Below are 24,091 nucleotides of genomic sequence, written 5' to 3'. Positions count from 1 at the left end.
AAAGAAGCGCAATACCTGATTAACACATGCAGAGAGATCTTATCATAAAGATCTCTCCTCCAAAGGAGTTCCTTTGGAACGCTGCGATCAAGATGACGATTTGATAATTAAGATTTCGCTGCGTACTTCACCTCTTCATAAGGCTGTACCAGCACCCACCCCTCGCCAAAAAACTCTAGTTGAAACGATTCGCCACTTCCTCTTCCGATAAAAGAACCGAAAGTTAAATTGGTTTTAATGTTTGGTGTTAAGTTTTCAGACCAGGCTACAGTAGCATTAGGATCGGTATACACCGCCTGGTTGCCAGTAACCCTTAATAAAATCGGTTCGCCGTGTGTGGTAATGGCAATATAGCCACTGCCCGATAATTTAACCTGAAATAAACCACCGCTCATCATCCCTGCAATGCTTTTTAGCATTTTTATTTCGTTTTTAATATTCTCTTCTAAGGCCAAAACATCATTACCGTTTACAAAAACTGCTTCGTTTTGGAGTTTGATGATCTTTACTTTTTTGCCCTCATCTGCCAGATACAGCTTACCCGTTCCGGTGGCATGCATCAATGAGGTACCTTCGCCAGATATGGCTTTCTTTAACAAACCGCCCAAACCTTTGCTCAATAGTCCTTCTCTTTTAAAATCGATATTTCCAATGTAAGCAACCATCGAACCTGCTTTTGCCAATATTTTTTGATTTTTTAGATTCACCTCCAGCATGGCTGGTTTCTCTAATTCGAAAAAATCGTTTTCATTTGGATTTTCTGCCGACTCCTGAATTAATTCATTCAGCGTGTATTCCCTTTGTGCCATAATAATTTGTTTTCCGTTTTTAAGATATCTGTTATTTTAAATATTCCCTTAAACTATAAATTATAAACTAGAAGTATAGTAGATTAACGCCTGTTTTTTTCCACAATTGTGGTCAACCAAACTATAAAACAACTATTTGGATATGAACACTTTAATTTCTTTCGATATCCGGGCTGCAACCTGCGAGGCGGTAACCACAAATTGTTCGTGCGCTAAATAATCGCCCGCCTTTCCATGAATATAGCAAGCCGAAATAGCGGCATCTGTTGCGGAATACTTCTGGGCTACAAAGCCTGCAATAATGCCGGTAAGGATATCGCCCATTCCACCTTGCGCCATCGCCGGGTTACCTGTAGGATTGATCAGCACCTTACCTGTTGGCAGGCAGATAAAAGTATATTGATTTTTAAGCACAATAACGATCCTCTGTTTTCTGGCCTGTTCTGTAGCCGTTTGCACCCTGTCCCACCAGTTATCATGCTCACCGAATAAGCGATCGAACTCTTTCATATGTGGAGTAAGAATGGTATTTGCAGCAAGTTTATCGATCAGATCGGGCCTTTCGCCCAAAATATTTAAAGCATCTGCATCAATAATCATGGCTTGGTTGGCCATAATTAAGCTTTCGAGCAGTTTTTCATTTTCAGCTTCAGTACCTAAACCTGGGCCAATAGCAATTGCATGATATTTCTTTGGGTTTTCTATCCTCGTGTATTCATCTCTTTGCAATGCCATTACTTCTGGCAGGCTGGTATTTAAGGCGATCAATCCACTCGGTGGAATACATGCCGTGGTTAATCCAGCTCCCGTGTGTAAGCAGGTCATCGAACACAGTAAAGCCGCACCCATGGTATTGGTATTTCCCGCAATAATCAGGGCGTGACCGTAAGTACCTTTATGGCTGAACAATTTTCGTGGCTGAAGGATCTTCTCTATATCATTTTCTTCCACCAAATAGAAATCAGCATCTTGCTTTTGGATAAAAGTCTCATCCAGATCAATATCAACCACCTCAAACTTTTCTGTCGCCAAGGCCGACTCAGGGAAGAAAAAGTTAATCTTCGGCCGTTGAAAACAAATTGTTTTATACGCTTTTATACCATTATAATCTTTAGGCAGTTTACCTTCGGCAAAAAAACCGGTGGGTACATCAACTGCATACACTTTTTTATTCAGCTTGTTAATGGCCTGAACCAGCTGTTCATATTCTCCACTTAAAGGTTTATTTAAACCAGAGCCTAAAATGGCGTCGATAATTAAATCGGCTTTCAGGTTTTTTAAGTCAGAAACCTGGTTAATGATTGTTTTTTTGCATCTCGTTTCTTCAATCCGCTGTAGGTTAATGGCAAAATCGTCGCTTTGTTTTTTACTGAAGTTGATGATGTAAACTTTTATATTCTCGTATCCGTTAGCAATAAGCAAATGGGCAATGGCTAATCCATCTCCTCCGTTATTTCCCTTCCCACAGCATATAGCCACACTTTTATTGGTATCGAACTCATCTCTTAAAAAAGTTTGAACAAAGGCTCTCGCAGCTTTTTCCATCAGATCTATAGAAGCAATGGGTTTATTAGCAATCGTAAACTGATCGGCACTACGCATTTGGGCAGAAGTAAGCAATGTTCGCATATAACTAAGATAAGATTATACAGCTACAATGCAAAAGAGTAGGGTTTTGTTTGGTTCATTATACTCAAAGGCGCTAGTTTTCCAAAATAATTTAAAATACTATCTTTTAATTTTTATACCTTTTACCAATCTTTAGCGTTGTCTATTGAATTAAATTAAATCTCAAAACAATGAATCAAAAACCATCGAATGCGTTCGTGGCAGCCGCCTGGATTGCATTAGGTATCGGAATGATCGGCTTTATTGTAGGCTTGTGGCGTTCTGATATGCTTCTCAATGAAAAAGGATATTATTTTACCGTATTGATGTTTGGCCTTTTTGCCGTAATTTCTTTACAAAAAGCTGTTCGCGATAAATTGGAAGGAATTCCGGTTACTGAAATTTATTACGGTATCAGTTGGTTTTCTACGCTCTTAACCATCACTTTATTGGTAATTGGTTTGTGGAATGCTACTTTGCTACCCAGCGAAAAAGGATTTTATGCCTTTGCCTTTTTACTCTCGCTGTTTGGCGCCATTACGGTGCAGAAAAATACGAGAGACAGCCAGATTGTAAATAAAAACCGCGATTCGGAATAGCCAAAACAGCTTATTCTTAACGAATTTTATTGAAACCAATGCTCAGGCATTGGTTTTTTATTTTTAACCAAAAACGAAATATATTATCTCCTTAACTAAAAAATAATTACTACTTTAAACATCAGATACCGAGGCTAATAGTTTATCATTTTCGAGCAAATAATATAAACCTATTTCAATCTTGTAAATCCTGCCAATGGAACAAAAAGATAGCTTTAAAAAAACACTTACCCCTTTTATGTTATGGGGACTTGGCGTTGGATATGTGATTTCGGGAATGTATTTCGGTTGGAACTTGGGCCTCGAAAAAGGTGGTACACTTGGTATGGCCATCGCTACAGTTGCCATTATGGTGATGTATGTTACCTTTAGTTTTAGCTATGCCGAACTGGCCTGTGCTATACCAAAAGCTGGTGGCGTTTTCGATTATGCCAATACCGCACTGGGCAAAAATATCGGTTTTATCGCCGGTATTGCCCAAATGGTCGAATTTGTATTTGCACCCCCCGCTATTGCATTTGCCATCGGTGCTTATTTTAATGCCTTTTTCCCTCAGGTGCCCATTCTTACCAGTGCAATTGCGGTCTACTTTATCTTTACTGCCCTAAATGTATATGGCGTAAAAGCTGCCGCTTCGTTCGAAGTGATTATTACTGTTTTGGCAGTGGGCGAATTACTCTTGTTCTCTGGAATTACATTACCTAAATTCCATGCAGAAAACCTGGTCCACAATAATTTCCCGAATGGCTGGAGCGGTGTTTTTGCTGCCATTCCATTTGCCATTTGGTTTTTCCTGGGTATTGAAGGCGTTGCAAATGTAGCCGAAGAAACTAAGAACCCACAACGCGATATCAGCAAGGGCTTTGGCTGGGGCATATTTACATTGGTTGTTTTATGTGTACTTGTTTTTATCTCCACCATTGGCATTGGCGGTTGGGAAGCCATTGTATATAAAAACGGGAAATCGGGCGATACCTCCGATTCGCCTTTACCACTTGCCCTTTCGATGATTACAGGCGACAATCACCTGATGTATCATTTACTTATTACCGTGGGCTTATTTGGTCTGGTGGCCTCCTTCCATGGATTGGTTTTAGCGGCTGGTCGCTCCACATACGAGATGGGTCGTGTAAATAGTATCCCAGCTATCCTCGGAAAAATTTCCCCTAAATTTCAAACGCCCGCCAATGCGTTAATAGGCAATATGGTGATTGGTATCATCGCACTTTTATCGGGCAAAACGGCCGAAATTATTATCATTTCAGTATTCGGCGCATTAACTTTATACATCATTTCGATGATTTCGGTAATGGTTCTGCGGAAAAAGAATCCCGAAATGGCACGGCCTTTCAAAACCCCGGTTTATCCTTTATTCCCCATTATTGCCTTAATTATTTCCTGCGTTTCTTTCATCGCAATGCTGATTTATAATCTTAAATTGGGTTTAATTTATTCGGGCATTGTTTTAGGCATATTTCTTCTATACAAAATCTTTAAAAAGGCAGATTAATGAGTACGAGCAAAGAAATTCTGGATTACGTTAAAAATCATCCCTCTGGAAAAGTAAAATTAGCGGTTGCCGATATCGACGGTATTTTAAGGGGGAAATATGTAGCTGCCGAAAAATTTGCATCCCTGGTTGAAGGCCGATTGGGTTTCTGTGATGTTACCTTTGGTTGGGATGCGGGTGATGTGGCTTACGAAAACGGAAAATATACAGGCTGGCATACTGGCTATCCCGATGCACAGGTTAAAATCGATCTGGCAACATTCCGGAAAATTCCATGGGAAAATGAAGTCCCTTTCTTTTTGGGCGATTTTATTGACGATCAGGATCAGGCCAATGATGTTTGTCCGAGACAGTTGCTAAAGAAAGTAATTTCAGAATGCGAAAGTGAAGGATTTTCGCCGCTTTTTGCACAGGAATTTGAATGGTTTAATTTTTCGGAAACACCAGAAAGCATCCACGAGAAAGGTTTCGTTAATTTAAAACCTTTAAGTCCGGGCATGTTTGGTTATTCCATTTTGAGAAGCACTTACCGAAACGAGTTTATGAGCGACCTGTTCGAACTACTAAATAAATTCGATATCCCGATTGAAGGTTTGCATACCGAAACCGGGCCGGGGGTTTACGAAGCGGCCATAAAATATGCTCCTGCCTTGCAGGCTGCCGACCAGGCCATATTATTTAAAACAGCCGTAAAAGAAATCGCCTATAAACACGGTATCCTCGCTACATTTATGGCTAAAATAAGCGAAAACTTACCAGGATGCAGTGGCCATGTGCATCAAAGCCTCTGGGATGCGGACAAGAAGATCAATTTGTTCTACGATGAAAAAGATGCAGCTAAAATGAGTGAAATAATGAAAAGTTATATCGCTGGTCAGTTGCACTGCCTTCCATACCTTTTACCAATGATTGCCCCTACCATAAACAGTTACAAACGGTTGGTTGAAGGCGCTTGGGCACCAACTACGGTAACCTGGGGGATTGATAACCGTACAACAGCATTACGTGCGCTACCAGGAAGCAAAAAAGCCTCACGTTTAGAAACCCGGATAGTAGGTTCTGATACCAATCCATATCTGGCACTTTCAGCCTGTTTAGCTGCCGGAATGTACGGCGTTAAAAACAAACTTAAATTGAACCAACCCGCCACGAAGGGGAATGGATATACCGATCTATCGAACGGCACCCTATCGCGTAATTTATTCGAGGCGACACAAAAGATGAAAAATTCTGATCTGGCCAAAACATTATTAGGCGAAGATTTCGTTGATCATTTTACCGTGACCCGCGAATGGGAATGCAAGCAATATGCTAAAGTAGTAACCGATTGGGAGCTAAAAAGATATTTAGAAATTATTTAGTAAAGTCGTCATTCTGAACATTAATAGTCGTCATTCTGAACATTAATAGCCGTCATTCTGAACTTGATTCAGAATCTTTTGCTGAATAGATGTGACAGCAAAACACGAACTTAAAAAAACAAAAGGTAACAAAAACAATTGTCATGATATTTGATAAAATCCATCAGTTTAATTTCCCTACAACCATCCGTTTTGGTGCTGGCGCAGTAAAAGAGTTGCCCGCCTACCTAAGCAAGAATAATTTAAAGGCACCGCTAATTGTAACCGACCCCACCATCGCGCAACTTCCCTTTTTTAAAACTATTATTGAAGATTTAAAGACAAAGGGCATTGCTGTTGAGGTTTTTAGCGACATCCATAAAAACCCGGTAAAAAGTGATGTTTATAAAGGTACTGATGTTTGGGATGCCACTAATCGCGACAGTATAATTGGTATTGGCGGTGGTGCAGCTTTAGATGTTGCCCGTGCAATTGTACTCCGTGTTAATCACCGCGACGATTTATTCAAATATGATGATTTAATAGGTGGCGATATTTACGTCACAAATGATGTTCCGCATTTTATTACCATTCCAACCACATCCGGTACCGGAAGTGAGGTAGGCCGCAGCGCAATTATTGCCGACGATGAAACCCACCAGAAAAAAATCCTGTTCTCGCCAAAATTAATGGCGCAGATCGTATTTGCAGATCCTGAACTTACCATGGATTTACCCCCATTTATCACCGCTGCGACAGGTATGGACGCATTGACACATAATATGGAAGCTTATCTGGCCAAAAATTTCCACCCAATGTGCGATGGGATTGCGCTGGAGGGAATTTCATTGATCAAGGATGCTTTGGAACGGGCAACCAACAATCCCGATTTAGAGAGCCGCAGTAAAATGTTAATGGCTTCGATGATGGGCGCCATTGCCTTTCAAAAAGGTTTAGGCGTAGTACACTCGCTGGCACATCCGCTTTCGTCTTTGTTAGATACCCATCACGGATTGGCTAATGCAGTGAATATTCCTTATGGTATGCAGTTCAATGTTGCTGGTTTTGAAGATCGTTTTAAAAAAATTGCCCGTACGCTGGATCTCAAAGATGAAAATGGTGAGGCTGTTGTAAAATATCTGTTCGATTTAAACACAAAGGTGAATATTCCGCATAAATTGAGTGATATTGGCGTTAAAAATGAACATATAGAAACACTTGCCGATTTAGCCTTTGCAGATTTTGCACATCCAAACAATCCTAAACCGGTAAGCAGAGCAGATTTTAAACAATTGTACTTAAATGCACTTTAAAATAGGATTAAAAGATTACGGGATTTTAGGATTACTAAACCATTAAAACCAGTGTAATCTAAAAATCGGTGTAATCAAGCCGAAGGAAAAAAGATAAATCAGTGGAATTAATTAATATGTCTGATAAAATAATAATTGGTGTTACCGACTGTAGCAAATTCGACATCTACCGGGATTGGGTTTTATCCTACAACAAAAGTGTGGAGGTAATCCAGCTGGGGCACAAGCTCAACAATTTCGATGAGATCAGAAAATGCAATGGCATCGTTTTAACAGGAGGTGAAGATGTTCACCCCCGTTTTTATAATCAGCCTGAATATTATCCTTATTGTTATGATGATGATATTGACGAAAAACGTGACGAGTTTGAATTTAAGGTTTTAACCTATACCGAAGCCAACTCGGTTCCTGTTTTGGGCATTTGTAGGGGCATGCAGGTGGGCAACGTGTTTTTTGGCGGAACTTTGATCCCTGATATCCCAACCTGGGGAAAATTCGATCATTCAAAAATGCACGATAAATCAGACCGCTATCATGAAATCATTATCAATCCTTCCTCCTGGCTAAGCCAGATCGTAAATACCGATAAGGGCCTTGTAAATAGCAATCACCATCAGAGCACAGATAAAACAGGGAAAGGTTTGGTGGTGAGCGCAATATCGCCAGATGGTGTTACCGAAGCAATGGAGCGGATGGAACCAGAAGGGAAATCCTTCCTGTTATTTGTACAATGGCACCCTGAACGCTTAAAAGACCAGCAGGGTGCCTTTAGCAAAAATATACATAGTGCATTTATAAATTCAATCGTTAACCACAATAAATAATCACTCGGAGACAATGGCTAGCACGGAGTAATAATTATTTTCCGTGATTTCTGTGTTTCCGTGGCAATAATCAATAGGAAAGATGCAGATCATCAACCCAGCAACAGCAGAAATTATTACCAGTTTAGCGGAAGATAACTCATCTACGCTTCAAATCAAATTTGATACTTTAAAAAAAGCCCAGCCACAATGGGCCAACAAAACCCTTAGCGAAAGGATTTCGGTTATTGCTCGGTTTAGTGATTTACTAGAAACTGGTATAGAAGAATTGGCATTGGTATTAACCAGCGAAGTAGGCAAGCCGCTCCAACAATCGCGCAACGAAATTAATGGCGCAAGAGCCCGCATCAAATGGATGTTGGCCAATGCCGAAAAATACCTGGCCGATGAAATAATGACGGATGAGCCAGGACTTAAGGAAATCATTAAATACGAACCGCTGGGTGTAGTTTGTAATATCTCTGCCTGGAATTATCCCTATCTGGTTGGTGTAAATGTTTTTATTCCAGCCTTACTGAGTGGCAATGCTGTAATGTACAAACCTTCAGAATATGCCACCTTGACCGGAATTGAGATTGAAAAAATGCTGAAAAAAGCAGGGGTACCTGATAATGTCTTCCATATTGCTATTGGTGCAAAAGAAACGGGAAAAGCATTATTAGAAATGGATTTTAATGGTTATTTCTTTACCGGCTCTTATAAAACGGGAAAATTTATATACGAAAAAGTAGCGGCAAAAATGGTTCCATGCCAATTGGAGTTAGGCGGAAAAGATCCGTTGTACATTGCCGAAGATGTAACCGATGTTGCTTCTGCCGCAGTTGGTACCGCAGATGGTGCTTTTTACAATAATGGACAAAGTTGCTGTTCCGTGGAACGTATTTATGTACACGAGAAAAACTACGATGATTATTTAAATGCCTTTGTTACCGAAGTTAGAAGCTGGAAAACAGGCCTGCCCACAGCTGATGGTGTATATATTGGTGCCTTAACACGGAAAGAGCAGATTTTGGTATTGGAAAACCAAATTAAGAATGCCTTAAGTAAAGGTGCAAAATTATTAACTGGCGGAAAGGCCATTGTAGGAAAGGGCTATTATTTTGAACCAACAGTGTTAACAGATGTTACCAACGATATGCTGGTGATGCAGGAGGAAAGTTTCGGACCGATTATCGGCATAATGAAAGTGAAAGATGATGCCGAAGCTTTAAAGATGATGAAAGATACAGATTATGGTTTAACAGCATCGGTTTATACTACCAGTCAGGCAAGGGCCGAAAAAATACTGGCCCAGTTAGATACTGGTTCGGGTTATTGGAATTGTTGCGATCGGGTAAGCGCAGCACTGCCCTGGAGCGGAAGAAAGTATTCTGGTATTGGCGCTACGCTATCTCATCAGGGATTAAGGGCCTTTACCAAACCAAAAGGCTACCATTTAAGGGGATAACAAATGGAAAACGACAGCGACAATAAACTTATCGAAGGCGAAATTGCCGATTATTTATTAACTGATGATGGAATACTCATTTCGTACAGTAAAAACATTTTACGTACCGTAGAAAATATTGCGGCCAATGTTGCGCTGGTGAAGAAAATCACCAACAACAAGAAGGTTCCACTGTTAATTTACTTAAAAAATTCTCCGGTTCCGGACAAAGAAACACGAAAGTTTTCTACGGAGCAATTGCCGCAAATTTATACAGCTATGGCGATAGTTTCGAAACCCGGTTTAGCGCAATTGATTATGAAGATCCTATTTAAGTTTCAAAACCCTCCTATCCCGATAAAATCATTCACGGATGATGAAAAAGCCAGGGCATGGTTGAAAAAGTTTTTGTAGTTTACGAGAAATCGTCATTGCGAGAAGGCTTTTTCAGCCGATGAAGCAATCTTTATGGCAAGAATCACTACCATGAAAGATTGCTTCGTCGTTCCTCCTCGCAATGACGACGATCTTTTTAAAATCCGTCATTGGTAATGAAATGAAGTATCCGGAGTAGACAGATTTTGCAATTAAGTCTTCGGCTCCACTCAGACTGACAAATCTCTAATAATGCCATAAATTCAATCACGATTTTGATCCAAACCACACACTATGCGCTCCGCGCTTTGCTTCTTGAACATTTCCCTCTACACAAATACCTCCGATTAAAATCTTTTTTAATAAATTGCGGATTATACTTATTCGGTTAACCCGTTTTAATTATTTTAATGAAAAAATTATTCCTGATTATCTCCTGCTGTTTTTTTGCAGCCAATACCTTCGCTCAGTCTATTGTTACAGAAACTGAAATCGGCGATTCCGAAAGCGCAGTTGCACAAACACCAATTGCCATCATCCCCGAACCTGTATCGTTAATGAAAAAGGCAGGTACTTTTACTTTACCCGAAAATGTAACCATCCAGACGGTTAAGAGTGGCGAATTAAAACAAGCTATCACTTACCTTTCTGAGCGGATTACTACTGCCACCGGCAAATTTGTAAACACCGTAAGCAATTCAAGCCATCCTACCATCAAACTGATCCTTAATACGCAAGAAGATGCACAATTAGGTAAAGAAGGTTACAAATTGAATGTTAATCCTACACAGGTGGTCATTACTGCAAACCAGCCTGCAGGGATTTTTTATGGCGTTCAGTCATTGCTTCAGCTTTTCCCGGCCGAAATAGAAAGTAAAGAACAGGTAAACGGCATTAAATGGAAAGCACCTTGTGTTGATGTGGTAGATTATCCAAAATTAGGATGGAGAGGTTTAATGTTCGATGTAGCCCGTCACTTTTTCACCAAACAAGAGGTAAAGCAGTTTATTGATGATATGGTACGTTATAAATTTAACCTCCTGCATTTACACCTAGCTGATGATGAAGGCTGGAGAATCGAAATTAAAGGCTTGCCTAAATTAACCGAAGTTGGTGCCTGGAATGTTAAAAAAACCGGTACCTTCGGCGATTTCATCCCACCTACTGCTGATGAGCCCCGTACTTATGGTGGTTTCTATACCCAAGAGGATATAAAAGAACTTGTTCAGTATGCACAAGAACGTTTTGTAAATATTCTACCAGAAATCGATGTCCCGGGACATAGTTTAGCTATTATCGCTTCTTACCCTGAATTATCCTGCACAACCGATGCGGTTAATTATAAAGTACGCTCAGGCGAGAAAATAATGGATTGGAGCCGTGGTGCGCCTCCAACAGCTTTGGTTGACAATACGCTTTGCCCGGCAAACGAAAAAGTTTATGTGTTTTTAGATTCGGTACTTACCCAGGTAGCGAAACTTTTTCCTTTCGAGTATATCCATATGGGTGGCGACGAAGCCCCTCATAATTTCTGGGAGAAGAATGACCAGGTTAAGGCCTTAATGCTTCGTGAAGGGCTAAAAACCATTCCTCAGGTGCAGGCTTATTTTGAAAAACGTGTAGAACAGATCGTGATTGCAAAAGGCAAAAAGTTTATGGGCTGGGATGAAATTCTTGAAGGTGGTGTATCGCCAACAGCAGCCGTGATGAGCTGGAGAGGGATGAAATATGGTATCCAGGCAGCGAACGAAAAACACAATGTGGTAATGAGTCCAACTGATTTTGCCTATCTGGATTATATGCAGGCGGATCAGATTACCGAACCAAAAGTTTATGCCTCGTTAAGGTTAAATAAAGCCTATCAGTTTAACCCTATTCCAGCGGGCGTAAATGCACAGTATGTGATTGGTGCACAGGCCAACCTTTGGACAGAACAGGTATTTACTTTCCGCCAGGTAGAATATATGGTTTGGCCACGTGCATTTGCCATTTCTGAATCGATCTGGAGCCCGATTGAGAAGAAAAACTGGACAAATTTTGTTGATCGTACACAACAGCATTTCAAACGATTAGATTTTGCAGAGATTAAATACTCCCCTGCTATTTACGATCCGATTTTTACGGTAAAGCGCAGTGCGGATAAGCAGTTAATAATCGAATTAACCCCAGAAATAGATGGTCTGGATATCTACTATAGTTTCGACAACTCTACTCCCGATCGCTTTTATCCGAAATATACAACCGCATTACAGGTGCCAAAAGATGCCAGTATGTTACGTGTAATTACTTATCGTGGCAAACAACCGATTGGAAGACTGATCAGTATGCCTATTGCTGATTTACAGAAAAGAGCGAGATAATAAAGATCAGTATGGGAAAAGAAATAGAACGGAAATTTTTAATCGATCATCAGCAGTGGGCTAACCTGAGCAAACCAGCGGGAAAACTTTTTAGGCAAGGCTATCTGCTTACAGATAAAGATAAAACCATACGTGTAAGGGCAACAGAAACCAAGGGCTTTTTAACTATAAAGGGTCAAACCATAGGAGCCACGCGAATGGAATACGAATATGAAATCCCAGTTGCGGAGGCCACAGAATTATTGGATAATTTTTCTTTAGCTGAGCTTTCGAAAACCCGTTACGAAATTCCGTTTAGCGGTAAGCTTTGGGAAGTAGACGTATTTTTAGGCGCTAATAAAGGCCTGATCGTGGCTGAAATTGAACTTGACAGTGAAGACGAAATATTTGACTTGCCAGACTGGGTAAGCAGAGAAGTTACCGAAGAAGAAAAATATTATAATTCCAATCTAACAGTTAGTCCTTTTAAAGATTGGATTTAATTTCCAGAATGATCTATCGTTTCAGTTCTTCTAATAGTTTGCAGATCCATAGTTATTAAAGTCAAAAAAAAGGCCATGTAACTTTAAAAATCATAAGGCCTTTATTAAATCAGCTGATGTTCGCGCGCAAAATTCAGCAGACCAACAATTGATTTAACACCAGTTTTGCGCCATATATTTTTGCGGTGGGTTTCTACTGTATGCTCCGAAATAAATAGCAGCCTGCCTATATCTGCAGAAGTATATTCTTTGGCAATCAACCTAATAATTTCTACTTCCCGGGGTGATAAAATATTCACTTCTTCTGTATGATTTTCGCGCTGGTAACCATTAATAAATTTAGCCGTAATGGAATTTTGTATATAGGTTTCTCCACGCATAACCTTAGTAATGGCTTTATGCAGTTCGTGAAACTTTACATTTTTTAAAAGATAACCCGTTGCCCCACACTTAATCATTTTCGAAATATTGATAAAGTCATCCTGCATAGAAAGCACAATAACTTTTATTTTTGGGAATTCTCTTTTAATCAATTTAGTTAAATCAGCTCCAACCTTTTCGCAAACACTAACATCGGCTACCACAATATCTGGCGTTTTAGTCCTGATCAATTGTTCGGCAAGTGCTGCAGAATTGGCCTTACCAATAACAACAACACTTTCTAAATCACTTAGAATGGATTCAACATTATCAATTAATGCATCATAATCGTGAATTAAAAAGACCTTGATCTTCTCCATAAAGTTTAGTTTTAAACGTTAACTATTTTCACCAGAACGTCAGGCAAAAAACTTTGAAGAGATTTTTAAACAAAGGTTAATCTCTATTCAAAACCTATTCAATATTCTATCAAAAGCTTTAAATTTTATGTTTTTAACTAAGGTAGGTAGCAATATGTTTTTGACATATTCCAATAAATTAGCTCCCTGCTTTTGCATAACGGTTGCATGAAGCCATTCGGAAATACTGTGCTTATTTCTATTGTATGTTGGGTAACGATAAGAAGCCGTTACATGCCTGCAATATCCATCCTTTATAAACAGATTGAAAAATATGCTAAACAGCATCAATTTCAGGCCCAGAAACACATTAATACTGCTTGAGCACATAGTGATAATAAGGATGGTTAGATTGTTTTGTTAATCTAATTTAAACAAAAATTTTATTTTGCTACTATAATTACTAATTTCTTAACACAAAAAAGCGCAAGCCCAGTATTATAATTTACTGATCCTTGCGCTTTTATATTATGGCAAGTATTTTACTTGCTTAGTGGTGCAGCCACATTTGGCTTTATAATACCTTTCAGTTCTACATCAAATACCAATGGCGTAAATGGATTAATTGGTCCGCCACCATTTTCACCAAAACCCAATCTCGATGGCAAAATCATTTTGATCTTACCACCAACACCAATAAGTTGGATACCCTGAATAACGCCTTGCGGCAATTGCCCCAATGGTAGGCTACGCGGCACATATTGTACGCTTTCAGAGAAAATCCCAGCTTCTTTTGCAATTTTAGCATTCGAAGTATCAAAAACATTTAATGTTCCGTTCGATTTTTTATTGGTAAACTGGCCTGTGTAGTCCATTAATACCGTATCGGTTAAAGCTGCTCTTTCTGAGTTACCTGGGGCAGAAATTACATATTGCAGTCCAGATGGCGCTGTAGTTACCTTTAGATCATTCTCGGCTACATATTTTGCAATTTTAGCAGGCTCTACCACTTTATTTTTTTCATTTAACGCTTTGTATTCTGATTCAAAGAAAAGTCGTTTCTTCGCTTCGAAAATAGAATCGGGATCTTTTCCTTTATGCAATACTTTTTCAATTTTAATGGTGAAAGAAGCAATGTTTGATTTTAGTCCTTTTGGTTTAGGCTGACCTGAATATTTCTCCATCGAATCCAGGTTCAATTTAAAAACAGCACTGTCTCCTTCACCAAGCAGTTTCAGTCCAGAAGCTAGATCGCCTTTAAACATCGATTTGCTAATGGCAAAGAAAGCAGGACGTTCATTATCATAAGTATTTACCATTACCGAATCGGGATTGGTATTGGTTTCTACCGTTTGAACACCATTTAACTTTACATAATCGCCATCCTGAATTTTCGGCTTACCGTCACTTTTATAGATCTTGTAAGTCATATCTCCTTCACCCTTTTCGAATTTGTTACAGGCAGACAGGCCTAATGCCGCCGCCAAGAGAATAATAATTCCGTTCCTCATTTAAATTTTATTTATTAAAAAACAGTAGGTATCTTTTTTTTCAAAATGCCTACTATTTTATTAGATCACTACAAAGATAGGTTATAATAAGTTTTTATAAATCTTTGAAACGTTTTATTTCTTGGCTCAGTATTAAAAAATAATAAACAAAAAAAATCCTGCTTAAATAAATAAGCAGGATTTAAAAATATTTTTAAGAAATTATTTTTTAACTACCGGAGCAGGCATTTGAACTGGAGCTGCTGCAGCTGGTTTTCCTTTGATAATATCTTTGATTTCTAAATCGAAAGCAATTGGGCTGAAAGGCATGATGCCTACCTGAGGTGCACCTTGCTCGCCATAACCTAAGTTAGAGGGAATAATCACTTTAATTTTACCACCTTTACCAATTAACTGTAAAGCTTCAGTAAATCCTGGGATGGTACCGCCAACTGGCATTTTTTGAGGACCGTAAGGTTTTCCTGGTTTAAATTCGTTTTCTGCTTTAGCCAATTTCTCATCACTTGTATCGAAGATTTTGTATTTACCATCTTTGCCTTTTTTAGTTACTCTACCAGTATAATCAATCAATACGGTATCACCTAAAGCTGGTTTTTCAGCACTACCTGGTTTTTCTATAATGTAGTGTAATCCACTCGCAGTAGTTTTGGTTTCTAATTTAGTATCATCTAAATACGCTTTAAGCTTAGCAGGTTCAGCAGCTTTCTTTTTTTCTGAAGTAGCTTTGTAATCGGCCTGGAAAAACTCCTGTGCTCTTTTGTTAAAAGTAGAATCAGCTTCGCCAGCTTTTTTCTTGAATACTTTTTCGATTTTCACCGTAAAAGTGATGTATTTATCATTTTTGAACTGCTCTGGTTTAGGTTGTTTACTATGAACTGCCATAGTATCTAAGTTTACTTTAAAAGTAGCGCTATCGCCTTCTCCAAACAATGTTAAAACATCGTTCATATCACCAGCATACATTTTTTTCTGTGCAGGAAATACTGCAGGAGTTTCGCTATCGAAAGTGCTTGATAAAACTGAATCTTTATCGTTTTTCTGGATAAAGTTCATTTTAACGATATCGCCTTCCTTGATTTTCTCGTTACCAGCCGAGTGGTGAATGGTATACAATAACCCACCGGCTCCCTTTTTCTCTTTGTTACATGCCGCTAAACCTAAGGTGGCTGCTGCTAGAATAATAATTCCCTTTTTCATTTATTTAATTTGACTTTTTTAAGTTTATTGTTTTATTTCTTGAGTTTAAGCAATCAATTGTTCTTTATATTCTGCTAATATCGCTTTAAATTCGTTTACTACATCAGCTAAGGGCTTTTCTGCCGCACCACCTGCTGCATTTCTATGCCCACCGCCATTAAAATATTTTTTACAGATTTCGTTGGCCGGAAAATCGCCTGTAGACCTCACCGATAATTTAACTTTATCCGGACGTTCGATAATTAATGCGGCTAAACGGATACCGTTAATCGATAATGCGTAATTTACCACACCCTCTGTATCACCGGTTGCGCTATGGTATTGTGCCAGCTCTTCTTTTGTAACTGAAATAATGGCGGTATTGTATTCTCTTATAACTTCTAACTTGTTTGACAGGCAATAACCCAAAAAGCGCAAACGGTTTTCGCTCGCGTTATCGTATACCAGTTGATGGATTTTCCAATGCTCTGCACCAAGATCTATCAGATCAGCTGCAATACGGTATACATCGGCTGTAGCTGACGGAAAACGGAAAGATCCAGAATCGGTCATGATACCGGTATACAAACAGGCTGCAACATCTTTATTGATGCCAGCTTTATCTTCTAATTGGTTAACAATAAAATCGTAAACCAATTGCGCAGCAGCACAGGCGTTAATATCCCAGTGGCGGTAATCATCAAAATCCTCAGGTTCGAGGTGATGATCGATCATGATTTTTTTTGCTCCAGCTGCTCTAACCAATTCGCCTAGTTCATTAATCCGGCTTAGGGTATTAAAATCAAGACAAAATATCAGCGAAGCTTCATCCACTAAGCTGGCCGCCTTTTCCTGCTCTTCTGTAAAAATAATTACGTCGCCATTATTTGGCATCCAATGCAAAAAGGTAGGATAATCTGTTGGTGTAATTACCTTAACATGATGGCCTTTTTGAATTAAATATCCATACAAGCCCAGAGATGAACCCATTGCATCGCCATCGGGTTTGTGATGCGTGGTGATCACAATTCGTTGTGGCGTAGCCAATAATGTTTTTAATTCAGTTAGTGTAAGCATATATTTTTTGCGCTGCAAAGCTAAGTAAATTTAGATTAGGATTAAAGGATTTTAAGCTTAGCCGGATCTTATATTAAAAACAGGCTTTATTTAATATTTAAAGCCCCGATATCACTATTTAGATGCCAATCATAATCTCAAGCGATGGTTGTTGATTATTCATCAATTAAAACGTATTTTTGCAAAAAATTTGATATTAAAAGCACAATGAGCACTAACAGAACTTTTACCATGATCAAGCCTGATGCAGTAGCAAACGGCCATATCGGATCGATCATTAACGACATTACAAATGCTGGTTTCAAAATCATCGCATTAAAATATACTAAACTTACAGACGAAACTGCCGGTCAGTTCTATGCTGTTCACGCTGAGCGTCCTTTTTACAAAGATTTAGTTAGCTTTATGTCTTCAGGACCTATTGTTGCTGCAATTTTAGAAAAAGACAACGCAATTGAAGATTTCAGAAAATTGATCGGTGCTACTAACCCAGCTGAAGCTGCAGAAGGTACAATCCGTCAGAAATACGCAAAATCAATCGATGCTAACGCGGTTCACGGTTCAGATTCTGATGAGAATGCAGAAATTGAAGGTAACTTTTTCTTCAAAGCAGACGAACGTTTCTAGTTTGCAACACAAGAAATTTACAATAAAACCCCGAACATTCGGGGTTTTATTGTTTTATCTATTTTGTATCTTTCGGCCTTAACATATAATCCACCATCTTAAACCTGTTGGAATTAATTACACATAAAATAATCAATGAAGAGAATTTTTTTAGCGGTATGTCTATCCGGTATCGCTGCTGCATCTTATGCACAAAACAAAACAGCAGCAAAGAAACCTGCTGCCAAAAAACCAACTACAGCCATAAGTAAAACATCAACCTTTACAGCGTTAAAATCTACTTTAGATTCTACCAGTTACGCTTTTGGTACTTCTATCGGTGCGGGCCTAAAAACAACCGGTCTTTCTACCTTAAATTACGAAGTACTGTTAAAAGGACTAAAAGATGCTTTTACCGGAGGTAAGGTTGTTTTAACTCAGCAGCAGGCACAACAATGTATTAATGAGGCATTAGCCAAGGCATCATCAGTAAAAAACATAGCTGAAGAAGCAGCAAATAAAATTAAATATGCACCAATTATGAAAGAAGGACAAGATTTCTTAGAACAGAACAAAAAACGTGCGGGTGTACAAACAACTGCAAGTGGTTTACAATACGAAGTTTTAACTGCCGGTACTGGCATTAAACCACTGGCTACCGATTCGGTACTGGTACATTATAAAGGCACATTATTGAACGGAAAACAATTTGACAGCTCTTATGATAGAGGCGAACCGATCTCATTCCCTTTAAACCAGGTAATTAAAGGCTGGACAGAAGGTGTACAATTAATGCCTGCTGGTTCTAAATACAAATTTTTCATTCCATATGATTTAGCTTACGGAGCGCGTGGTGCCGGACAGGATATCCCTCCTTACAGCACTTTAATCTTCGAGGTTGAATTGTTGAAAGTAAACGGGAAATAAAAATCTATATTCGCGCAGTCGGATGTTACCATCTGACTGTTAATGAAATTAAATGACGATTTTTTAAAGATAAAAAAACAGCCAGATGTTACCATCTGGCTGTTTTTTTTGAACTGACATTGATATAGTTCCTTCAAAAAGTATGTTGAATACCGTGTCAGATGGTAACATCTGACACCACAAAAAAGTAGACTTGGCTATAGTGAAAGATGGTAACATCTGACGCCACGACCATGACGACTCCAGGCAAATGAGTCATTTACCAAAACTTTCTTCAGTATTCAATGTTAGCTATTACAAATAATATGAATATGAAAAAAGCATTTCCTTTAGTACTGATCGCATTTTTATGCACTACCTTAAGCAGTTGTGAACTAGTAGAAGGTATATTTAAAGCCGGCGTTTGGGTGGGCGTAATAGTAGTTGTGGTAGTGGTTGCGCTGCTGATCTGGATTTTATCGAAGATATTTGGAGGAAGGAGTTAGTTTAGTCCTGAGTCTATAGTCCTTAGTCGGGAGTCTTAGTCCTCATTAAAATATTAAGGGTATAAGTGAAAATCTTATGCCCTTTTATTATGTCTATAAAAAAATCATATCGGTAATTACTTCAGTGCCGGCGTGTTCGTTCAGTTTCTGTATAATGCCCTGGCGTACCATAACCAATTCATTTTTAATTACCGAAGATTCAATGCGCAGAAATAGTTTTTTATCGTGGATGTAGATCTGTTTGGTCCTGTTGGCTATGGCGGTGCCCATAATCTCCGGCCAGATAGATAAGATCGAAGTTTCGTCGAATTTACGGCGCAAACGGTATACATCGAGCATTTTGCTGATGGCATCCTTTACTGTAACATCATTAGGTTTACGCATTTTGTATAGTTCCGTTATCTACTTCGAACAAAGTTACATCAACTTCTATTTTTTCAAAAATTGATTTCACCCTTTCTCTTCCTGTATCTGTAATAAATATCTGCCCAAAATCATGATGGGAAACCATTTGCATTAGTTTTTGGACACGGTTATCATCCAGTTTATCAAAAATATCATCCAACAAAAGCAAAGGCTTAAATCCTTTATTCTTGGCGAGGTAAGCATATTGAGCAATCTTCAAAGCAATTAAGAAAGATTTCTGCTGACCTTGGGAGCCAAACTTCTTTAAAGGCATTCCACTGATTACAAAAGCAAGTTCATCTTTATGGATACCAGTTGTGGTACGCTCCAGCACACGGTCTTTCTCTACCGATTTCTTTAACAGTTCTTCGAAGGTAGCCTCATTCAATTGCGATTGATAATTCAGCGCTACAATTTCCCTGTTTTCGGTAAGGTAGGTATAATATTGATTAAACAGCGGAATAAACTCATCCATAAAGGCTTTACGGATAGTGAATATTTTATTTCCAGCAATAACCAACTGTTCATCCAAAATTTCGAGCAGTGTAGGATCATACTTTCTGGTAATCGCAATTTGTTTTAACAGCGCATTCCGGTTTAACAGAATGCGGTTATAGGTAATCAGCTGATCCAGATAATGTGCGTCTGTTTGCGAAATAACATTATCAATAAATTTTCTCCGCTCCTCGCTGCCTTCCATAATCAGGTTTACATCATAGGGGGAAACCATCACTACCGGAAAAAGGCCAACATGATCAGCCAATTTCTCGTATTCTTTTTTATTGCGTTTGAACTGTTTTTTCTGGTTGCGTTTTACCCCACAGGAAATTTTTTCGTTTTTTTCGTTACGGTCAAAATCGCCCTGGATCATAAAGACCTCTTCATTGGTTTTAATCTGCTGACTATCGATGGGATTAAAGTAACTTTTACATAGGCATAGATAGTGAATAGCATCGAGCATATTCGTTTTACCTGATCCATTATTACCCGTAAAAACGTTTACCGTTTCCGAGAAATGGAGATCTGCATCGGTATAGTTCTTGAAATTTAGAAGGGTAATATTTTTTAACCACATAAATATGTCACAAATTTACCGTTTTTTAGCCTCTTAACACCCATTGTTTAAAATAAACGTTAATAACACTTAAAATAATTGTACTTTCATAGCAAGGAAAATTAGATGGTTGCACAAAAAATGTTAGAAGGGAATGTTCTATGGTCTTACGATCATGAACTCACCAATGAGAAAAACTCGGGCTGGATAAAAAAAATAGCAGGTTTATTTTCGTTTTTAAAGCCAATTCACAATCACGAAGGCAATATCCTATTGGCCTCGAATGGTCTTTTTATTACAGGAGATGAACAATTGGAACTCCCTTTATCACATATCGAAGAGGTTTACATGGGCTTCGACGATTTATTCCCGGCTTCGTCCGCAAAAAACTTCGGCGCATTCTGGCAGCCCATCAGAATTAGATCTACGGTGAGCCGCTCCGAAAGTCAAACGGTGTACCTGGTGATTAACCATACAGGTATTTTTAGCGACAACCAAACCTGGTTTAACACATTAATTAGCTTGTTACGCTAATTATCATGACGATTTTAGAATCTGCATGCCTAAATAACTAATGTTTAATCAAATACTTCAAAATAAAGATTGATACTTTGATTGAAAAATGTATTTTTGCAATCTTAAATTTTTTAAACAAACATGTCTACAACAGATAACCAGACAATTCAACCAACTAAAAAAGGTTCATTTTTACAAGAGAATAATAAGAGCTTACTGTTTATTGCGGGGGCTGTAGTTTTATTAGTTTTAATATATCTTTGGTATCAAGGCGTGTATTTAAAAGGTCGTGCTGAAGAAGCCGCCAGCAAAATGTACAAAGCGGAGCAATTTGTTGGTGTAGATTCGCTATCAAACAAAGCTGTTAAAGGCGAAGGTGGTTACCCGGGCTTAGAGCAGATTGCCAAGGAATACGACAACACAAAATCGGCAAATTTAGCTAATCTTTATTTAGGCGGTATCTACTTACGTAAAGGTGAATACAAACAAGCAATAGAGGCATTAAGCAAATATAGCGCTACTGGTAGCCCGGTTGCAGATCCATTGGCTTTAGGCTTATTAGGTGACGCTTACAGCGAATTGAAAGACTTTAAACAAGCAGCTACTTACTATAAAAAAGCGGCTGATAAAGCAAGTAAATTTACTTCACCAATGTTTTTAAAGAAATTAGGATTGGTTAACGAAAGCCAAAATGATTTTAAAGGTGCTGTTGAAGCTTATACTAAGGTAAAAACACAATACCCTGAAAGTGCAGAAGCGCAATTAATTGATGCTTACATTGCAAGAGCTCAAGAAAAAGTTAAATAATCATTAACTAAACATATTTATGAAAAGATCATCGAAAGATGGTCTTTTTTTGTTTAGTATCCTTTCGTCATCTCGACTGGAGCGCAGCGCAACGGAGAGATCTATGAAAAGCAGTCGCTAGATTCCTCCACTACGACCGTATGACGGCCAATCTAATACTGTGGCTCACCAAATCGCATAAAAGACTTGTTGATTTTCTTTTTTTTTGGAGATCAGGTGCAGAGGCTTTAGGCTGGTACAGCCCCGCTCTCCGTTACTTCCGATGTTGATTTAGTTTTAAAACCAATTTATCGATAAAGCATCGGAACCACTGCGATCGGGTTTAGGTGGCGCGGCCAGCAATACTATTTGGGCTTGAACGGTGCAGAAAAAGGAAATTGCCTTTATTGACCTGTTTCATATCAGATGGTCTGTGGGGACACAGACCATGGCTCGAAAAGGAACTCTATAAAACTATGCAATTCGATCTTTAATAGTGGCAAAGACACTGCGCTTTAAACCTGATTGAAATGGAAAGCCCGAAACCCGATCCTTTATCGGGTGAGGACTTGCAATGAAAAGCAGGACGAACATTAAAAAGAACTTCTGCAATTGCTTTCCAAAAAAGCTATCCTAACCTGATCAAAGTATATTACAGGTATAAATGCTGAAAATAAATCCGACAGCTATCGGATCAGCATGACGATCCATTTAATCGGTTAACCGATTAACCACCTATTTATTAAAAACTGTCATGGTATGGGCAGGCCCAACGGTTACATAACTTTTAATCAGCTCTACGCTTTTATCAATCAATGCAGGGAGTTCTAATTGCTCATTCTTATCAAACAAACCCAAAACAAAATCAACTTGCCTACCTTTGGGGTAATCGTTACCAATACCGAAACGGAGGCGCGCGTAGTTTTGTCCGCCACAAACCTCTTCAATGCTTTTTAAGCCATTATGACCAGCGCTAGAGCCCTGTAGCTTTAACCTCAGCTTACCGAGAGGCAATGCAAGATCATCAACAATCACCAGCACATTTTCTGGTGCTATTTTTAACTCCTTCATCCAATAGTTTACGGCTTTACCACTTAGGTTCATAAAGGTAGTTGGTTTAATTACATAGAGTTTACGCCCTTTAAAGCTTACCTCCGAATAATAAGCCAAACGGATATTCTCGAAACTTCCATCTAAATTTTTAACCAGTTCATCGGCAATATCAAAGCCAATGTTATGTCTGGTATGTGCATAATCTGGTCCGATATTCCCTAAGCCAACTATAAGATATTTCATGGGGGCAAAGATAAATAAAAAGGTTGAGGGCGGGAAGGCAGCGGGTTGAAGGTGAAGATGAAAAAGTCCGAAGTCGGGAGTCTATACCACAAATTTAACTCATTCATTCCTAGACAGGTTGTAGCGGATAGCGTGAGGCGATTAGCAGATTAACTTTGATGTAAATAAAAAAAGCGTTCCGAATTAAATCGAAACGCTTCATCTTGAAATCAAGAAATCCTAAGAATCCTGATTATTTTTTACCTTTAGCAGCTTCAGTTTCTGCTTGTTTTAATGCTCTAGACATTGCAACAGAAACGATAGTATCTTCAGGAGTGTTAGTGATTACGTATTTATCACCTTTAAGGTCACGAACACGGAATAAACTACCTACTTCTAATTTCTCTAAGCTTACTTCTACGTTTTGTGGCATATTAGCTGGTAATGCTTTAACACGTAGTTTACGTAATTTCTGGATTAATTTACCCCCCATTTTAACACCTGGAGAAGTTCCTGTTAATTTAACCGGGATCTCCATAACGATTTCTTTCTCGTCGAATAACTGAAGAAAATCGATGTGCATTAATACGTCGGTAAGTGGGTGAAACTGAGTGTCTTTTACGATAGCTTTAGTTTTAGTACCGTTAACATCAATTTCCACAAAGTTTACATCCGGGGTATAAATAACATCTCTTAAGTCAGCAATAACCACAGCAAAGTGTTGTTGCTCTTTTCCACCATACAATACCGCCGGAACTTTACCTTCGTAACGAAGTTCCTTGGCATCGCGTTTCCCTACGTTCTCTCTTGGAGAACCGCTAATTGCGATTGTTTTCATTTTATTTTTATTTAATTATTAGTATCAAGTATTAAGTATCGAGTATCAAGACCTTAAGCCTTTAGCTCTC

The 24,091-nt window shown here is 38.7% G+C and carries 24 protein-coding genes; 14 read left to right on the top strand and 10 right to left on the bottom strand.

The window, feature by feature from the left end; all coding sequences use genetic code 11:
• Positions 1-107: 107 nt before the first annotated feature.
• Positions 108-809, bottom strand: coding sequence for an AIM24 family protein (locus AC07VK_RS14470; RefSeq protein ID WP_492952770.1), 702 nt, complete (start codon positions 807-809; stop codon positions 108-110).
• Between the two features lie 132 nt (positions 810-941).
• Positions 942-2,438: an NAD(P)H-hydrate dehydratase gene (locus AC07VK_RS14465; RefSeq protein WP_492961308.1), complete on the bottom strand. Its 1,497-nt coding sequence runs from the start codon at positions 2,436-2,438 to the stop codon at positions 942-944.
• Between the two features lie 170 nt (positions 2,439-2,608).
• Between AC07VK_RS14465 and yiaA the strand changes: the two genes are divergently transcribed.
• From yiaA to AC07VK_RS14420, 9 genes are all read left to right on the top strand, one after another.
• Positions 2,609-3,016, top strand: a complete 408-nt coding sequence (gene yiaA / locus AC07VK_RS14460; RefSeq protein ID WP_029278495.1) for an inner membrane protein YiaA — start codon at positions 2,609-2,611, stop codon at positions 3,014-3,016.
• Between the two features lie 196 nt (positions 3,017-3,212).
• Entirely contained in the window at positions 3,213-4,526 is a 1,314-nt protein-coding gene (gene eat / locus AC07VK_RS14455; RefSeq protein WP_492961306.1) for an ethanolamine permease, read from the top strand.
• Positions 4,526-5,887: a glutamine synthetase family protein gene (locus tag AC07VK_RS14450; protein WP_492961304.1), complete on the top strand. Its 1,362-nt coding sequence runs from the start codon at positions 4,526-4,528 to the stop codon at positions 5,885-5,887. The genes eat and AC07VK_RS14450 overlap by 1 nt, the downstream gene beginning before the upstream one ends.
• Positions 5,888-6,030: 143 nt before the next feature.
• Positions 6,031-7,179, top strand: a complete 1,149-nt coding sequence (locus AC07VK_RS14445) for an iron-containing alcohol dehydrogenase (protein ID WP_492961302.1) — start codon at positions 6,031-6,033, stop codon at positions 7,177-7,179.
• 116 nt (positions 7,180-7,295) lie between these two features.
• Entirely contained in the window at positions 7,296-8,003 is a 708-nt protein-coding gene (locus AC07VK_RS14440; RefSeq protein WP_492961300.1) for a gamma-glutamyl-gamma-aminobutyrate hydrolase family protein, read from the top strand.
• 82 nt (positions 8,004-8,085) lie between these two features.
• Entirely contained in the window at positions 8,086-9,450 is a 1,365-nt protein-coding gene (locus AC07VK_RS14435) for an aldehyde dehydrogenase family protein (protein ID WP_492961298.1), read from the top strand.
• A 3-nt stretch (positions 9,451-9,453) separates the two neighbouring features.
• On the top strand, positions 9,454-9,843 hold the full coding sequence (locus tag AC07VK_RS14430; protein ID WP_492961296.1) for a SpoIIAA family protein: 390 nt from the start codon (positions 9,454-9,456) through the stop codon (positions 9,841-9,843).
• A gap of 371 nt (positions 9,844-10,214) precedes the next feature.
• Positions 10,215-12,164, top strand: a complete 1,950-nt coding sequence (locus tag AC07VK_RS14425; RefSeq protein WP_492961294.1) for a beta-N-acetylhexosaminidase — start codon at positions 10,215-10,217, stop codon at positions 12,162-12,164.
• Positions 12,165-12,175: 11 nt separating this feature from the next.
• Positions 12,176-12,646, top strand: a complete 471-nt coding sequence (locus AC07VK_RS14420) for a CYTH domain-containing protein (protein WP_492961292.1) — start codon at positions 12,176-12,178, stop codon at positions 12,644-12,646.
• Positions 12,647-12,750: 104 nt separating this feature from the next.
• Here AC07VK_RS14420 and AC07VK_RS14415 read toward each other — a convergent pair whose 3' ends face one another.
• The 4 genes from AC07VK_RS14415 to AC07VK_RS14400 all read right to left on the bottom strand — a co-directional run bounded on the left by AC07VK_RS14415 (position 12,751) and on the right by AC07VK_RS14400 (position 17,129).
• Positions 12,751-13,386: a response regulator gene (locus tag AC07VK_RS14415; RefSeq protein WP_492961290.1), complete on the bottom strand. Its 636-nt coding sequence runs from the start codon at positions 13,384-13,386 to the stop codon at positions 12,751-12,753.
• A 521-nt stretch (positions 13,387-13,907) separates the two neighbouring features.
• Positions 13,908-14,876 carry an FKBP-type peptidyl-prolyl cis-trans isomerase gene (locus tag AC07VK_RS14410; RefSeq protein ID WP_492952759.1) on the bottom strand — a complete coding sequence of 323 codons (969 nt, stop codon included), beginning with the start codon at positions 14,874-14,876 and terminating at the stop codon, positions 13,908-13,910.
• Positions 14,877-15,077: 201 nt separating this feature from the next.
• Positions 15,078-16,073 (bottom strand): FKBP-type peptidyl-prolyl cis-trans isomerase, encoded by a 996-nt coding sequence (locus AC07VK_RS14405; RefSeq protein ID WP_426327483.1) that lies wholly within the window; start codon positions 16,071-16,073, stop codon positions 15,078-15,080.
• A 45-nt stretch (positions 16,074-16,118) separates the two neighbouring features.
• Positions 16,119-17,129: a DHH family phosphoesterase gene (locus AC07VK_RS14400; protein ID WP_492952757.1), complete on the bottom strand. Its 1,011-nt coding sequence runs from the start codon at positions 17,127-17,129 to the stop codon at positions 16,119-16,121.
• A gap of 207 nt (positions 17,130-17,336) precedes the next feature.
• On the opposite strand from AC07VK_RS14400, the gene AC07VK_RS14395 reads away from it, so the two are divergent.
• The 3 genes from AC07VK_RS14395 (at position 17,337) to AC07VK_RS14385 (ending at position 19,147) form a co-directional block, all read left to right on the top strand.
• Positions 17,337-17,756: a nucleoside-diphosphate kinase gene (locus AC07VK_RS14395; RefSeq protein WP_025144153.1), complete on the top strand. Its 420-nt coding sequence runs from the start codon at positions 17,337-17,339 to the stop codon at positions 17,754-17,756.
• A 135-nt stretch (positions 17,757-17,891) separates the two neighbouring features.
• The gene (bamJ, locus tag AC07VK_RS14390; RefSeq protein ID WP_492961288.1) at positions 17,892-18,662 is read left to right on the top strand and encodes a BamJ family beta-barrel-assembly machinery protein; all 771 of its coding nucleotides are present in this window, start codon (positions 17,892-17,894) and stop codon (positions 18,660-18,662) included.
• A gap of 311 nt (positions 18,663-18,973) precedes the next feature.
• A complete protein-coding gene (locus AC07VK_RS14385; protein WP_205945168.1) occupies positions 18,974-19,147 on the top strand; it encodes a hypothetical protein in 174 nt (57 codons plus the stop codon).
• Positions 19,148-19,240: 93 nt separating this feature from the next.
• On the opposite strand, the gene AC07VK_RS14380 is transcribed toward AC07VK_RS14385, so the two are convergent.
• Positions 19,241-19,531: a DciA family protein gene (locus AC07VK_RS14380; RefSeq protein WP_108197628.1), complete on the bottom strand. Its 291-nt coding sequence runs from the start codon at positions 19,529-19,531 to the stop codon at positions 19,241-19,243.
• A complete protein-coding gene (gene recF, locus AC07VK_RS14375) occupies positions 19,524-20,627 on the bottom strand; it encodes a DNA replication/repair protein RecF (RefSeq protein ID WP_492961286.1) in 1,104 nt (367 codons plus the stop codon). Before recF ends, AC07VK_RS14380 begins: the two co-directional genes overlap by 8 nt.
• A gap of 120 nt (positions 20,628-20,747) precedes the next feature.
• Here recF and AC07VK_RS14370 point away from each other — a divergent pair, with 120 nt between their 5' ends.
• Together AC07VK_RS14370 and AC07VK_RS14365 are read left to right on the top strand one after the other, a co-directional pair.
• Complete coding sequence (locus AC07VK_RS14370; RefSeq protein WP_494939805.1) at positions 20,748-21,140, top strand: hypothetical protein; 393 nt, start codon at positions 20,748-20,750, stop codon at positions 21,138-21,140.
• 123 nt (positions 21,141-21,263) lie between these two features.
• Entirely contained in the window at positions 21,264-21,929 is a 666-nt protein-coding gene (locus tag AC07VK_RS14365) for a tetratricopeptide repeat protein (RefSeq protein WP_492952753.1), read from the top strand.
• A 714-nt stretch (positions 21,930-22,643) separates the two neighbouring features.
• Here AC07VK_RS14365 and pth read toward each other — a convergent pair.
• Both pth and AC07VK_RS14355 read right to left on the bottom strand, forming a co-directional pair.
• On the bottom strand, positions 22,644-23,204 hold the full coding sequence (gene pth, locus AC07VK_RS14360; protein ID WP_492961284.1) for an aminoacyl-tRNA hydrolase: 561 nt from the start codon (positions 23,202-23,204) through the stop codon (positions 22,644-22,646).
• 232 nt (positions 23,205-23,436) lie between these two features.
• Complete coding sequence (locus AC07VK_RS14355) at positions 23,437-24,021, bottom strand: 50S ribosomal protein L25/general stress protein Ctc (protein WP_057931231.1); 585 nt, start codon at positions 24,019-24,021, stop codon at positions 23,437-23,439.
• Positions 24,022-24,091: the final 70 nt, after the last annotated feature.

The sequence above is a fragment of the Pedobacter sp. GW821-FHT01D05 genome, assembly GCF_059422505.1.
Note: the sequence above shows the minus strand (reverse complement) of the source record. Positions and strands in the feature narration are given on the sequence as shown.